At 35.9% G+C, this 14,334-nt stretch carries 12 protein-coding genes; 5 read left to right on the top strand and 7 right to left on the bottom strand.

Going from position 1 to position 14,334, the window contains the following annotated elements; genetic code table 11:
- Positions 1 to 83: 83 nt before the first annotated feature.
- The gene (locus tag ACO05S_RS12690) at positions 84 to 1,388 is read left to right on the top strand and encodes an IS1380 family transposase (protein WP_421918378.1); all 1,305 of its coding nucleotides are present in this window, start codon (positions 84 to 86) and stop codon (positions 1,386 to 1,388) included.
- A 206-nt stretch (positions 1,389 to 1,594) separates the two neighbouring features.
- On the opposite strand, the gene ACO05S_RS12685 is transcribed toward ACO05S_RS12690, so the two are convergent.
- The 6 genes from ACO05S_RS12685 to ACO05S_RS12660 all read right to left on the bottom strand — a co-directional run bounded on the left by ACO05S_RS12685 (position 1,595) and on the right by ACO05S_RS12660 (position 7,686).
- Positions 1,595 to 2,365, bottom strand: a complete 771-nt coding sequence (locus tag ACO05S_RS12685) for an ABC transporter transmembrane domain-containing protein (protein ID WP_421918377.1) — start codon at positions 2,363 to 2,365, stop codon at positions 1,595 to 1,597.
- 142 nt (positions 2,366 to 2,507) lie between these two features.
- Positions 2,508 to 2,642: a hypothetical protein gene (locus ACO05S_RS12680; RefSeq protein ID WP_421918376.1), complete on the bottom strand. Its 135-nt coding sequence runs from the start codon at positions 2,640 to 2,642 to the stop codon at positions 2,508 to 2,510.
- 12 nt (positions 2,643 to 2,654) lie between these two features.
- Positions 2,655 to 3,119, bottom strand: a complete 465-nt coding sequence (locus ACO05S_RS12675; RefSeq protein ID WP_421918375.1) for a TetR/AcrR family transcriptional regulator — start codon at positions 3,117 to 3,119, stop codon at positions 2,655 to 2,657.
- A 121-nt stretch (positions 3,120 to 3,240) separates the two neighbouring features.
- Positions 3,241 to 4,716 (bottom strand): aminoacyl-histidine dipeptidase, encoded by a 1,476-nt coding sequence (locus ACO05S_RS12670; protein WP_421918374.1) that lies wholly within the window; start codon positions 4,714 to 4,716, stop codon positions 3,241 to 3,243.
- A gap of 240 nt (positions 4,717 to 4,956) precedes the next feature.
- Positions 4,957 to 6,099, bottom strand: a complete 1,143-nt coding sequence (locus ACO05S_RS12665; RefSeq protein ID WP_421918373.1) for a DUF4831 family protein — start codon at positions 6,097 to 6,099, stop codon at positions 4,957 to 4,959.
- 75 nt (positions 6,100 to 6,174) lie between these two features.
- Positions 6,175 to 7,686, bottom strand: a complete 1,512-nt coding sequence (locus ACO05S_RS12660; protein WP_421918372.1) for an NAD(P)H-hydrate dehydratase — start codon at positions 7,684 to 7,686, stop codon at positions 6,175 to 6,177.
- Between the two features lie 311 nt (positions 7,687 to 7,997).
- On the opposite strand from ACO05S_RS12660, the gene ACO05S_RS12655 reads away from it, so the two are divergent.
- From ACO05S_RS12655 to hemH, 4 genes are all read left to right on the top strand, one after another.
- Positions 7,998 to 9,548: a peptide MFS transporter gene (locus tag ACO05S_RS12655; RefSeq protein WP_421918371.1), complete on the top strand. Its 1,551-nt coding sequence runs from the start codon at positions 7,998 to 8,000 to the stop codon at positions 9,546 to 9,548.
- Between the two features lie 184 nt (positions 9,549 to 9,732).
- Positions 9,733 to 10,050, top strand: coding sequence for a DUF6787 family protein (locus ACO05S_RS12650; RefSeq protein WP_421918370.1), 318 nt, complete (start codon positions 9,733 to 9,735; stop codon positions 10,048 to 10,050).
- A gap of 16 nt (positions 10,051 to 10,066) precedes the next feature.
- The gene (hemF, locus tag ACO05S_RS12645) at positions 10,067 to 10,972 is read left to right on the top strand and encodes an oxygen-dependent coproporphyrinogen oxidase (RefSeq protein ID WP_421918369.1); all 906 of its coding nucleotides are present in this window, start codon (positions 10,067 to 10,069) and stop codon (positions 10,970 to 10,972) included.
- A gap of 90 nt (positions 10,973 to 11,062) precedes the next feature.
- Positions 11,063 to 12,085 (top strand): ferrochelatase, encoded by a 1,023-nt coding sequence (gene hemH / locus ACO05S_RS12640; RefSeq protein WP_421918368.1) that lies wholly within the window; start codon positions 11,063 to 11,065, stop codon positions 12,083 to 12,085.
- A 64-nt stretch (positions 12,086 to 12,149) separates the two neighbouring features.
- Here the strand turns inward: hemH and dnaK are convergent, their stop codons facing one another.
- The gene (gene dnaK / locus ACO05S_RS12635; protein ID WP_421918367.1) at positions 12,150 to 14,075 is read right to left on the bottom strand and encodes a molecular chaperone DnaK; all 1,926 of its coding nucleotides are present in this window, start codon (positions 14,073 to 14,075) and stop codon (positions 12,150 to 12,152) included.
- Positions 14,076 to 14,334: the final 259 nt, after the last annotated feature.

The following is a 14,334-nucleotide window of genomic DNA, read 5'->3' as shown; positions in this document are numbered from 1 at the left end:
GTGTAAAAAAGTTGTAAAGCTTAATATTTCAAAGCTTTACAACTTTGATTTTTTCACCTAAATTGGTGATAAAACCTCGCACTATGAAAATACAACAAAGTTCTCATTTATCGCCTTTTGGTGGTTTAAATTTTGTACTTGAAGAATTTGAAAATCTTAAAATTGATCAACTATTATACACCTGCCTACCTAAACTTTCCAGCAATAGTCATTACTCATGGAAAGATCTGATCTTTTCCTTCTGGTCTGTTTACTTTTGCGGAGGAAGTTGCATTGAGGATTTGGGAGAAAACTTTAGAGGTTTTCTAACAGATAGCCCGTATCTAAAAGCCCCTAGTCCAGATAGATTACTTAGTCGATTTAAAGAACTCTCAGAAGCTAAATATGTATGTAAAACAAAACGTGGAGAATCAATAAATGAATTTAGTGAAAATCCCATGCTGGATATTTTGAATATTAAATTGCTAAAAAGGTTAAACCCAGAAAAATATCTTAAAAGGGATTTGATACTTGACTATGATAACACAATTATTTTTACAGGTAAAGCTGATGCGAAAATGACCTATAAAAGAGAATATGGTTACTGTCCGGGTGTTGGGATTATTGGTAGTGACATTGTAGGCATTCAAAATAGAAATGGCAATAGTGTTGCCTATGCCTTGCAAGAAAAGACATTGGAAACAATGTTTGAAAATCTAAGACAAGAAGGTATTTCAATTGATGCATTCAGAGCTGATAGTGGTTCTTATAAATTTGACATTATAAATACGGTAAACAGGTATGTCAATAAGTTTTACGTTCGTATAAAAATGCGACCTAGTATTTATCAAGCTATTAATAAGGTGAATAATTGGAAGGAAATAAAAACCAAAGATGGCAGAACACTATTTCGTGGATCATCTAAATTTACTCCTTTCAAAAGAGCGGCACAAAATCAAAAGCAAAAAGGATTACTTAAAGAGTATAGAATTGTTGTTACCAAAGAAAATAATCTGGATGGACAGTTAAATGTATTCACCAATGAAGCATGTGTTTATAGTTGTATAATGACTTCTGATTTTGAAAAAACTGATGATGAAATTGTCTTCTTTTATAATCAAAGAGGTACTATCGAAAGAGAGTTTGATGTATTAAAGAATGATTTTGGATGGAGACACTTACCATTCTCTAAACTTGAACAAAACACAGTTTTTCTGATACTTACTGCAATGTGTAGAAATTTATATGATTATATTATTCAAAAATTCTCATCTCGTTATCAAAATCTGAAATCAAATTTTAGAATCAAGAAATTTATTTTTCGATTTATTTGCATTCCAGCTAAATGGATCAGCCATGCCAGGTACAAATATCTGAAAGTATATGGAAAGATAGCTTTCAAGACATAGTATTTCCTGACAGTATGTTGATTTTCTTATTTATTGGCACTTAAATAACAGTTATTCTTTTGGAGAACTGATTATTATCTTTTTACCTCAGGACTAGTCCGCCACATGAGCATTGGTTCATTGCATGCTAATAATGAATTTTTGACTTGCTATTTATCTTATCAGGATTATTATTTATGAAATAAAATTCAAAAATTTGCTTTACTTTATCTACTTGCGGATTTTAGGATATATGCAAATCCATGAATAATAACTACATAAAAGGACATTGGTTTTTCCCATAATCTGGTATACTCTATTACCATATTTCTATAACTTAATATACTACTGTGAAAATTCTTAAAAGAATAAACGGTTTGCTGAAAAATTTTGACAACTGGAATACCTCTCACATATTCAACAGCTTCCGTGTTCATTTTTTCAAGGGAATTCATATACTCTTGCATAAATTTCTGCCCCTTACCTCCCATCATTGAAATTATAATTCCTAAAGAAAAAATAACCGGTATCAAACATGCCAAGCCTAATCTCCAATCAAATACAAAGATTAAAACCGTTGCAATCAAAGGCATAAGTATTGTAGCGGCTAAATCAGGTACTTGATGAGCTAGAAAGCCATGTGTAATACTAACATTCTCATCGATAATTTTTCTAATCCGTCCACTCGTGTTTTCATCGAAAAATCCCAATGGCATACGAATTATTTTTTTCATCGACTCACGTCTCATGTTGGTTTCCACACGAAAAGCTGCTAAATGCGATAAAGTAAGCGCAACAAAATAAAGTAAAACACCCCCAACTGCAGTTCCAAACGCCCACATAGCATAGTAATTTATACTTTCAAATGCATGAGTAAAGTCTTTATTCAGTAGGTTTCCCACAATAAGCCATACAAAAACAAAAGGTAGCATTCCTACGATGGAACTTAGTCCGGATAATATTAGTGAAGTGGGGAAAAGAACTTTTCGATTACCCATTAATGCTTGTAATTATTTTAATGTATTAATCATACAATATGAGTTTTATGAATTTAATTACTAATAAGCCGAATCCAATAAATTGTTGTAGACCTATTTCAAGTTCAAAAAAGAACGATGTTCATGTTTATTCAAAAAAATATTACATATTCAATAGTTTCTTCCATCCTGCTGTCCCAAACACCACATAATCAGTAAAGAAATGCTCCATTTCTTCACGAGTAAGATCGTGAGATACAATCTCTCCAATAATTGTTAACCACGATGAACTCATCATATGAATAAAAAACTACGAGAAATTTGTATTTACCTGCGGGTATTTTTCTTTCATTTTTTGAATATACTTGAAACCAGTCTCTGTATGTCTGTCAGTAAATTCATCCCAAAAATTTTCATATGAAGAGCCATGTGCATGAAACAGAAGTAATTTAAGTTCCTTTTTAAACTTCAATATTAGTTGTACAAATGTTTCGGCATGTTCAAGTTGATATTCCTCTGAAGTAAAAATATCTTTATCTATATATTTAGACTGATTATGATCTTCTAACAACTGATTAAACGCAGCTAATAATGGAGCTAAAACCTCTTCGAGTATTTCATTCTTATTCCTGAAGTAATTATAAATATTACTAAGTCCTACATCAGACTTGGCAGAAATCTCTCGCATAGAAACGCTCTTAAATCCCTTTTTAAGGAATTCTTCTTCAGCTATTTTCAATATTTTCGATCTGATATTATCTTTTTGAACCTGCATAAACTAAAAATCTAATACAGATAAAGAACAATGTTCCTTTATGAACAATCCTCATTAATAGGTATTTTTCACAAAAAAAGGACGTACAATGTACGCCCCCTTCCTTATCTAGTCGCATTAATTATGCTTCTACCTCTTCTTTTCCCGGAACATTCTTTAAAGTTTCAATTAAGAAATCATAGAATTTAGTAACAGAATCAATTTTCACTTGCTCATCTGGTGAGTGAGGAAAGCGGATAGTTGGACCGAATGAGATCATATCCCACTTTGGATAAACAGCACCTAACAAACCACACTCTAAACCAGCATGAATTGCTTTAATCTCTGGCACTTTACCATACTTATCGTTATAAACTTTCTGCATGGTTTTTAAAATTGGAGAATCCATGTTTGGTTTCCATCCTGGATATTCACCATCTAAGTTTACTTTACCTCCTGCCAATTCGAAAGTTGAAGACACCATTTGGGCTAAATCTTCTTTCGCCGAATTTACTGATGAACGAATTAAAGCTTGAATTGTGATTACACCATTCTCACTGAAAACACGTGCAAGATTCAAAGAAGTTTCAACCAATCCTGGCATATCATCGCTCATGCGGATTACACCATTAGGACAAGCATAAATTGCATTGATTAAATTCTTCTGATATTTCTTTTTGAATACTCTTTTAGGAACATCAGTTGCTTCAGCAAAGAACACTAAATCTGGCTCAACTACTGATAATTCTGCTTTGTAAATGGCTTCGAATTCTGAAATAGCAGCTAAGAATTTTTCTTCGTATTTTTCGGGTACAGCAACCACTGCAAAAGATTCACGTGGAATTGCATTACGAAGAGAACCACCATCAACAGAAGCCAACTTCAACTTAAAGTTTTTGGTTGCATACTTCATAAAGCGGAACAATAACTTGTTTGAGTTACCACGACCCAAAATAATTTCCATTCCTGAGTGGCCTCCCTTCAAGCCTTTCATGTATAGTTTGTAAGCACGGTTTCCTTTGTCTAACTTCTCTTCTTTGTACTTCATGCTTACATTTGCATCGATACCTCCAGCACAACCAACGTACAATTCACCTTCATCTTCAGAGTCCATGTTCAAAAGGATATCCCCATCTAAAACGTCATTCTGAAGACCAAAAGCACCAGTCATTCCTGTTTCCTCGTCAGCAGTAAACAAAGCTTCAACCGGACCATGTTCAATATCTTTAGCCTGTAAAACAGCCATTGCCGCAGCAACACCCATACCGTTATCCGCACCTAAAGTAGTACCATCAGCAGTAACCCATTCGCCTTCAATAACTGCAGTAATCGGATCTTTTTCAAAATCATGAACTGTATCTGCATTTTTTTGTGGTACCATATCCAAGTGGCCTTGCAATATAACGCCTTGGCGATCTTCGTAACCTGGTGTTGCAGGCTTTTTGATAATAATATTACCTACTGCATCCTTAATGGTTTCAAGACCTAAATCTTGACCAAATTTCATTATAAAATCCTGAATAGCATCTTCGTGCTTTGATGGGCGCGGGATCTGAGTTAGTGAATAAAAATTTTCCCAGATTGCTTTAGGCTCGAGGCTTAAAATCTCTTTGCTCATAATATATTTCCTCCGTTAAATTGTGTTTATTATTTAAGAGCACTAAAGGTAGTATTTTTTGATTAAGGCAGAAAGACTTATTGTAAAAGTGAAAAGGAATTAAGAATTTTTAAGAAACTATTTAAACATCAAAACCCAAACTCCTTAATTGGAGTTTGGGTTTTGAGTTTTGGAAATTCTTATCGATCATTCGAACAAAAATTCAATTCCAAACTGTTCATTGTTCACCGATAACTGAAATTACTTTGTTACCTCCTTTATAGATCCTAGTTCAGGATAATACTCAATACTGTAATCCTCATTTAAGAGAACTTCGGCTGGCATTTTGGCAATTTTCCCAAATTGAGCAATTGCCATGCGTTTCTTTAACAAGACGCTCTTTCCGTTTGAGAGGGTAACATCTGCCACTCCAGGAACTCTATAAAAAATTAATGATTGCGGATTTACTCCTGCTGTTGGTAAAATGGCCAATTGGTTGGTAACATTCAAGTTTTTAAAATCTACACGAACCGGACGTCCACCTAAATTATTTACCTCTACAGGTCCCATCTGAGGCGACATCCTAAAAATCACTCCTCCATTTTCACCTTGTTTTGGCGAGTATGAAAACTGATATGATTTCTGAATACTAACTTTTTTACCAACAAACATAGAGATGTACTCTTCCTCTAATTTTGCCAATTCTTTCACCAATATTTCATAGGCTTTTCCATCAGGAGGAAGAACTTCAAAGTTTGAGCTTAGAATTTTAAATCTTCGTTTTCTTAATTTGAAAATTTGATGAGCAGCCTCTTCGGCTTTTTCTTCCAACGATTTGGTAAGAGCTTGCTTCTCCAAAACCGGAACTTTAATAAAAGCCGTATCTGTTTCAACCACTTTATAGGTGGTATCTTCCCGATATTTTATGATCGGATCGATAGAAAATTTACCATACTCCATCTTGATCTCTTCGGATGACAATTTCATCACCTCTTTTTCCACATTTACTGATGCTGATTTTTTAAGATTAAACCCTCGTATTAAGCCTTCCGGAGTAAGTGCAATTAAACTTGGCTCATAATCTACGGAGGTAGTAATTTTATGAAACTGTTCAGGATCCACCTCTCCAATTCCATTCAATTCTATCGACTTTAATTTCCACTCCACCCCATCGCTATTTACAACATCCGAAATCCCAAGATATTTTTTTGCATAATCAGCAAAAGGTCCACGTTTCATAATTGTCTTTTCAGCCACCACATCTACTTTTAAAACCGTTTGAGGTAAGGCATAAATTACCGTATTTGGCGTTTCAAGAGTTCTGCGTTTTTGTGCGCTTAGGTTTCCAATTGTTCCACCAACAATCAAAATTGCTACTAGTAGTTTAAAAATGTTTCTGTTCATTTTATTTCTATTTTGGTAGAGACGCAATAAGCCAAGTCTTTGCATTTACCTAAAATGCAAGGTCTCTACAATTCCTTATTTTTTAAGTGTTAACCATGCCTTTGGCAGGTAATTAATAATATCACCGGCAGTTAAAGCTTCCTGACCTATTTTTTTGGCTGCCAAATCTCCTGCCAAACCATGAAGGTAAACTCCAATTATTGTTGCAAGTTTCGAAGAATATCCTTGCGAAAGCAAAGATAATATTATTCCGGTAAGCACATCCCCACTTCCGGCAGTTGCCATGCCTGGATTTCCTGTTGGATTAAAATACACACTACCCTCGGGACATGCAATCGCCGTATAAGCTCCTTTTAGAACCAGAGTAACCCCATGTTCTTTTGCAAACTCTCGCTGCATTGTATTTCTAGTAAAACTATCCTTTGATTTTCCAACCATTCGTTCAAACTCCTTGGGATGTGGTGTAAAAACCGTTCCCATTGGCAAATCATTTTTTAATTCCGGATGCTCTCCAATAATATTAATCGCATCAGCATCAATCACCATGGGAATCTTAATTTCGTTTAGTAATTCGATCATTGCCCGATACGAATTCTGTTTTTTATCGATACCAGGTCCAATAGCAACTGCTTTGAATTGACTTAAATCCGGGTATTCGGTAAAAATAATATCCGATCTATCGATACTTACCATCGCCTCGGGAACTGCAGTCTGCATAATTTCATATCCCAATCGGGGAATATGCGAAGTAAGTAGACCTATGCCCGATCTTAATCCGGCCCTGGATGCCAAAATTGCTGCTCCCATTTTACCGTAGCTTCCGCTGATTAATAAACCGTGTCCGTAGGTACCTTTGTGATCAAACTTTTTTCGCGGCATTAATAGCGATTTCACAAACTTTCGAGTAAGCATTTTGTAAGGAGTATGTTCCTGTTCAATGATATCGGCATGCAAACCAATTGGTAATACTTCCCATTCTCCAACAAATTTTGCATTTTCAGGGAACAAAAATGCCAGTTTTGGAAACTCAAAGCTAAAGGTGAAGTTGGCCTTAATAATTCCGTGGCAGTTGTTTTTAGAATTGTCCTCTCCCATTAATCCCGAAGGAATATCAACAGAAACAACACTTGCCTCACTTGCATTAATGGCTTTTACCACTTCAAATGCTAATCCTTCAATTGGTCGTGATAAGCCTGAACCAAAGATGGCATCAATAACAATGTCTTCGGGAAACAGCCACGGCATAGCATCCACCTTTACCATCTCGTAGATATCGACTTTCTTTGCTAGTTTTAACCGCTGTAAATTCTTCTCTGCATCCTTCGAAAGCTGATCCGTAACTTTAACGATAAACACCTCCACTGCATAGTTCTTTTCTGCCAACATTCGGGCTAAAGCCAAACCATCGCCACCATTATTGCCGGGACCAACAAATATTTTACAATTCCCAGGAGCAGGAAATTTTTTTAAAATCCTCTTGAATAACTCTTTTGAAGCACGCTCCATTAAATCAATCGATTCTATGGGTTCGTGTTCGATGGTATAAGTATCGATTTCGGCAATTTTTTGGACAGGAAATATTTTCATTTGTTAATCAGTTTGTATTTATACGTAAAAAAATTGTTGATATTGTTTGCGTACATACTTATTCGAATTACTTTTTTATAACATATTTTTAACATGAACGGACTATCATGAAACCCCTATAACAGACTCAAAACTACAGCAAAATCGGGTTTCCTATCAAAGATACTAAACTTTCGAAATCTGAGTCTTCTTCCGAAAACGTTTTAAATAAGAGCGAAACGCTTACGAATCATTATGGACTTCTGTTTTTTTCTATATATTTGTCACTCTTATAACTTAAACGAAACTATTATAAATTAAAACACACATCTATGTTTAAAGGACATCCTAAAGGACTTATTGCCGCTGCATTAGCTAATATGGGAGAGCGTTTTGGCTTCTATATCATGATGGCAATCTTAACGCTATTTATTTCTGCTAAATTCGGACTATCAGAAGTAACTACAGGAATTATTTATTCTATTTTTTATGCTTCTATTTATTTATTGGCATTGGTTGGTGGTATTATAGCCGACAAAACTAAAAATTACAAGGGAACTATTCTAACGGGTATCATTGTAATGGCTTTGGGTTATGTAATGATTGCTATCCCTACACCTACACCTGTTCCTAACTATACTTTATATTTAGGTATTACGTGTTTAGGTTTATTTGTTATTGCATTTGGTAATGGTTTATTCAAAGGTAACCTACAAGCTCTTGTTGGTCAAATGTATGACAACGACGAATTCAAGGACAAAAGAGAAACTGGTTTCCAGTTGTTCTATATGTTTATCAATGTAGGTGCACTATTCGCCCCTTTTATTGCTGTAGGTGTTAGAAACTGGTGGTTGAAAGCAAATAACTTCTTGTACAACTCATCTTTACCAGAATTGTGCCACGAATATGTAGCTCAAGGAAGCGCTATGCCAGCAGAGAGATTAGAACAGTTAACAACTTATGCAAATGCGTCTGTCGCTGACGGAACTTCTGTAACTGATCTTGGAGCTTTTGTAAACAATTATCTTGATGTATTTAGTGAAGGTTTCCAGTATGCATTTATGGCGGCAATCATTATGATGGTTGTTTCTTTGATTATATATATTGTTAATAAGTCAAAATTCCCTGATGTTTCAGCTAAAAAAGTAGAAAAATCTGATGAAGCGAAAGAAGAGATAAAAATGGATGCTCAAGAAGTGAGACAAAGAATTTTTGCCTTATTTGCTGTATTTGGAGTTGTAATTTTCTTCTGGTTTGCTTTCCACCAAAACGGATATTCTTTAACTTATTTTGCACGTGATTATATCGATTTAAGTGCGATTGAAATTGATCTAGGATTTACACAAATTATTGGTGCAGAAATTTTTGCTGCTGTGAATCCAATTTTTGTTGTAGCGTTGACTCCTCTAATTGTATGGTTCTTTGGTTTCTTAGATAAAAAAGGATTTAACCTTTCTACTCCAAAGAAGATCGCTTTCGGTATGGGTATTGCTGCTTTAGCATATGTTTTCCTAATGGTGTTCTCTTTTGCAGTACCAACAAAAGCTGAATTAGCTGGTATGAGTCCTGAGGCTTTAGATGCAATGAAATTAACTCCATGGGTGATGATTGGTTTGTATTTTATCTTGACAATTGCAGAGTTATTCATCAGTCCATTGGGACTTGCTTTTGTATCTAAAGTAGCTCCTCCTCATATGCAAGGTATTATGCAAGGAGCTTGGTTAGCTGCTACTGCAATAGGTAACTTATTCCTATTTATTGGTGGTCTTTTATATACGAGCAGTCCAATGTGGTTAACATGGTTCGTATTCGTTGCGGCTTGTGCCCTTTCAATGTTTGTAATGCTAGGAATGGTTAAGTGGCTTGAAAGAGTTGCTAAGTAAGCAAATCAAAAATATATTTACAGAAACCGTCTCAATTTGAGGCGGTTTTTTTATGCCTCAATTGCTACTCTCCTCTATTAAGCAATCAATAAAATCAAACAGATTTCCTTAGCCCTATTTCAGACCTAAAGGTATTTTATATTATATTTGCTTTATCTGAAATAAATCTAAATAATATACATAGATGTTTGAGAAACTTAAAAAGCGATGGGAAATCAATTCAAATCTACAACTGGTAGTTATTCTAATTGTATTCTCGATTACCGGAAGCTTATCGGTATTGGTTCGTAATCCGATATTTGAATACTTCTCGATTGATACCGACACCAATATTTTACTGAGAATCTTTCTTAGCATTTTGATTATCACACCCACTTACCAGCTTTTACTTTTGATTGTGGGAACCCTCCTCGGACAATTCCGCTTCTTCTGGAATTTCGAGAAGAAAATGCTGAGTCGGTTTCAGCGGAAAAGCAACAAGACTGCAACAAAATCTTATTAAACAAAGGGTACGCATAATGCAAAAAGAATACATAGCCGAAGAGTTTAAAATATTACAAGACAAAATTACCCAAGCATTGGAAAGTTGCGATGCCGGTGCAAAATTTCATGAAGACATTTGGGAACGAGACGCTGGTGGTGGTGGAAGAAGTCGCGTAATTAAAAACGGTAATATAATTGAAAAAGGTGGAGTTCAGTTTTCTGCTGTTCATGGAGAACTGCCTGAAAAAATAAAGAGCAAGTTAAAGCTTGATGCTCAAGATTTTTTTGCAACTGGCGTTTCCTTAATCATGCACCCTGAAAATCCACATGTACCTATCATACATATGAATGTTCGCTATTTTGAGTTGAGCGACGGGAGCTATTGGTTTGGTGGCGGAATAGATCTTACCCCAATTTATGTAGATAAAGATCAAGCCAAAGATTTTCATCTGAAATTGAAAGAAGTTTGCGACAGGCATCATCCCGATTTTTATAACAAATTCAAGCCCTGGGCCGATGAATATTTCTATTTGCCATTCAGAAACGAAACGCGTGGTATAGGAGGCATTTTCTTCGATCATTTGAACGATTCCTCCGGGATGACTAAAGAACAGCTGTTTGCCTTTGTAATGGACGTGGGTGAAATCTTCGCTCCTACCTATTGCAAGATCATGAAAAGCAATGCATCAAAATTATACAGCAAACAAGAAAAAGACTGGCAGTTGCATCGCCGTGGAAGATATGTAGAGTTTAACCTGGTTTTGGACAAAGGAACCAAGTTTGGTTTGGATACAGCTGGCAGAACAGAATCGATATTGGTGAGTATGCCTCCCGAAGTAAAATGGACTTATCAATACGAAGTACAAGAAGGATCGAAAGAGGCAGAAAGCTTACAACTCTTAAAAAAAGGCTTGAACTGGCTCGAACCATTCTCAGCTTGATTTGTTTCATTATTAGTCGAAAAAAAATATTAATTTCAGAAAGGAAATGTGAATGCATTTCCTTATTTATTTGCCTATTACAAACTTGTTATGCCAAAGAAAACTACCGTTTTGCTCCTTAATTTAGGAACACCTAAAAGTCCTAATGTTTCTGATGTTCGCACCTATTTGTTCGAGTTTTTAAATGATCGAAGGGTAATTGATATCCCTTGGTTGCTGCGTAAAATATTGGTGAACCTAATTATTGTGCCGTTTAGGGCAAAAGGATCATCGAAAATCTACAAGCAATTGTGGACCAAAGATGGATCTCCATTGATGATCTACGGCAAAAAAGTAAAAAATCTGCTTCAGCAAGAGCTGGACAGTCATTTTAAAGTGGAGTTGGCAATGCGCTATCAGGAACCTTCCATGAAGAAGGTTTTGGAAAAGATCCGATTGGACATGCCTGATCAATTGATTATTCTGCCCATGTATCCGCAATATGCTTCATCAACTACTGGTTCTACTTTCGAAAAAGCCATGCAGCTGATCAGAAAGTGGGAAGTGATTCCTGAAATTAAATTGGTCAATCAGTTTTTCGATCATGAAGGATATTTAAATACGATTGTTGACAATGCCAATCATCATGATTTAAATGTTTTTGATCATTTTATCTTTTCCTATCATGGCTTGCCATTAAGGCAGGTAAATAAAGTACATCCGCAAAAAAATTGCAAAGAATGTGATTGCGATAAGCAATTCAGGCCAGAAACGGATTATTTCTGCTATAAAGCAACATGCTACGAAACCAGCAGATTGTTGGCTGAAAAACTAAATATCCCTAAAGAAAAATATACGGTTGCTTTTCAATCGAGACTGGACAAAAACTGGTTGGAACCTTTTTCTGATAAGGTTGTGGTTAAACAAGCCCAAAAAGGTGCAAAAAAACTTATGGTTTTTAGCCCAGCTTTTGTTGCCGATTGTCTTGAAACTACAATTGAAATTGCTTTGGAATACGGCGAACTGTTTAAAGAAAATGGTGGTGAAGACTTGGTATTGGTTGAAAGTTTAAACGACCATCCAAAATGGATTGCAACGCTTAAAGATTTGATTATGCCTGTATCACCTAAGTGAATAAAAAAGGAGCTGTTCATACAGAGCAGCTCCTTTAATTTTATTGAATAAGCTATCAGCTTTTTTATTTCACTTCTTCAAAGTCAACATCAGTTACTTCATCGTCAGATTTAGTCTTACCGCCTGCTTGACCTCCTTGTGCACCAGCATCAGGACCTGGCTGACCGCCTTGCTGTTGTTGTTGTTGTTGTTGAGCGTTGTACATTTCCTGAGATGCAGCCTGGAATACAGTGTTTAACTCATCGATAGCAGCATTACAAGCATCAACATCCTGAGCTTTATGAGCTTCTTTCAATTTGTTCAAAGCATCTTCGATTGGCTGTTTTTTATCAGCTGGCAATTTATCACCGATTTCTTTCAACTGCTTTTCAGTCTGGAAAATCATACCGTCCGCTTTGTTTAAAGTATCGATTCTTTCTTTTGCTTTGTTATCAGCTTCTTCGTTTGCTTTCGCTTCATCTCTCATTCTGTTGATTTCTTCATCAGATAATCCAGATGATGCTTCGATACGAATATTTTGCTCTTTACCAGTTCCTTTATCCTTAGCAGATACATTTAAGATACCATTGGCATCGATATCGAAAGTTACTTCGATTTGTGGTACCCCACGTGGTGCTGGTGGAATGCTATCTAAGTGGAAACGACCAATTGTTTTGTTTCCTTGTGCCATTGGTCTTTCACCTTGCAGAATGTGAATTTCTACTGAAGGCTGATTGTCGGCAGCAGTTGTAAAAGTTTCAGTTTTCTTGGTTGGGATCGTAGTGTTCGCTTCAATCAATTTAGTCATTACGCCACCCATAGTTTCAATACCTAATGAAAGAGGAGTAACATCCAAAAGAAGAACGTCTTTTACCTCACCCGTTAAAACACCACCTTGAATTGCAGCACCTACAGCTACCACTTCATCAGGGTTAACACCTTTCGAGGGAGCTTTACCGAAGAATTCCTGTACTTTATTTTGAATAGCAGGGATACGAGTAGAACCACCTACCAAGATTACTTCATCAATTTCGGAAGCAGATACCCCAGCATCTTTAAGTGCAACTCTACATGGTTCGATTACAGCTTGAATTAAGCTATCAGCCAATTGCTCGAATTGTGCACGAGAAAGAGTTTTAACCAAGTGTTTTGGAATACCGTTCACCGGCATGATGTATGGCAAGTTGATTTCGGTGCTGGTAGAGCTTGATAACTCAACTTTAGCTTTCTCAGCTGCTTCTTTCAAACGCTGAAGAGCCATAGGATCCTGACGCAAGTCAATTCCCTCTTCTTTGTTGAATTCATCAGCCAACCAATCGATAATTACCTGGTCGAAATCATCACCACCAAGGTGAGTATCACCGTTAGTAGATTTTACTTCGAATACGCCATCTCCCAATTCAAGAACCGAGATATCAAAAGTACCACCACCAAGGTCGAATACTGCAATCTTCATATCCTGATCTTTCTTGTCAAGACCATATGCCAATGAAGCTGCTGTTGGTTCGTTGATGATACGCTTAACAGTTAAACCTGCAATTTCGCCAGCTTCTTTGGTAGCTTGGCGTTGTGCATCGTTAAAGTAAGCAGGAACTGTAATTACAGCTTCAGTTACTTCCTGTCCAAGATAATCTTCAGCAGTTTTCTTCATTTTCTGAAGAGTCATAGCCGAAATTTCTTGAGGAGAATATTTTCTATCATCGATCTCAACACGAGGAGTGTTGTTATCACCTTTAATTACTTTATATGGAACACGTCCGATTTCTTTACCTACCTTGTCGTAAGTTTCACCCATAAATCTCTTGATAGAGAAAATTGTTTTAGCTGGATTTGTGATTGCCTGGCGTTTTGCAGGATCACCTACTTTTCTTTCGCCACCTTCAACAAATGCCACAATTGATGGAGTTGTTCTTTTTCCTTCACTGTTAGGAATTACTACAGGCTCGTTACCTTCCATTACAGATACACAAGAGTTGGTAGTTCCTAAGTCGATTCCAATAATTTTACCCATTTTAAGTATTTATTTAATGTTCTTATTTTTTTCGAATAAACTCACAGATCATTTTTAAATCCGAAAGGGATTAATCAAAGCCTGTGCCATTAAAAAAATGAACATTTCAAATGCAATACTGGCACAGAAAGGAGAAAATCAGTAAATAATATGACAGTTTTACTGACAGAAAGACAGAAATTCCAATTGTTAATTATAAAGGATGAATTATTTATTCACTCATTTACTCAACCTCTCATTCTCTTTTAATTTTAAGTAC

The organism is Marinifilum sp. (genome assembly GCF_965230805.1).
Taxonomy (GTDB): domain Bacteria; phylum Bacteroidota; class Bacteroidia; order Bacteroidales; family Marinifilaceae; genus Marinifilum.
This window is presented reverse-complemented; position numbering and strand designations above follow the sequence as displayed.

What these genes read in the sequence shown, in the direction of transcription:
- ACO05S_RS12690 (WP_421918378.1), top strand. Translation starts at nt 84, where the DNA reads ATGAAAATACAACAAAGTTCTCATTTATCGCCTTTTGGTGGTTTAAAT.
- ACO05S_RS12685 (WP_421918377.1), bottom strand. Translation starts at nt 2,365, where the DNA reads ATGGGTAATCGAAAAGTTCTTTTCCCCACTTCACTAATATTATCCGGA.
- ACO05S_RS12680 (WP_421918376.1), bottom strand. Translation starts at nt 2,642, where the DNA reads ATGATGAGTTCATCGTGGTTAACAATTATTGGAGAGATTGTATCTCAC.
- ACO05S_RS12675 (WP_421918375.1), bottom strand. Translation starts at nt 3,119, where the DNA reads ATGCAGGTTCAAAAAGATAATATCAGATCGAAAATATTGAAAATAGCT.
- ACO05S_RS12670 (WP_421918374.1), bottom strand. Translation starts at nt 4,716, where the DNA reads ATGAGCAAAGAGATTTTAAGCCTCGAGCCTAAAGCAATCTGGGAAAAT.
- ACO05S_RS12665 (WP_421918373.1), bottom strand. Translation starts at nt 6,099, where the DNA reads ATGAACAGAAACATTTTTAAACTACTAGTAGCAATTTTGATTGTTGGT.
- ACO05S_RS12660 (WP_421918372.1), bottom strand. Translation starts at nt 7,686, where the DNA reads ATGAAAATATTTCCTGTCCAAAAAATTGCCGAAATCGATACTTATACC.
- ACO05S_RS12655 (WP_421918371.1), top strand. Translation starts at nt 7,998, where the DNA reads ATGTTTAAAGGACATCCTAAAGGACTTATTGCCGCTGCATTAGCTAAT.
- ACO05S_RS12650 (WP_421918370.1), top strand. Translation starts at nt 9,733, where the DNA reads ATGTTTGAGAAACTTAAAAAGCGATGGGAAATCAATTCAAATCTACAA.
- hemF (WP_421918369.1), top strand. Translation starts at nt 10,067, where the DNA reads ATGCAAAAAGAATACATAGCCGAAGAGTTTAAAATATTACAAGACAAA.
- hemH (WP_421918368.1), top strand. Translation starts at nt 11,063, where the DNA reads ATGCCAAAGAAAACTACCGTTTTGCTCCTTAATTTAGGAACACCTAAA.
- dnaK (WP_421918367.1), bottom strand. Translation starts at nt 14,075, where the DNA reads ATGGGTAAAATTATTGGAATCGACTTAGGAACTACCAACTCTTGTGTA.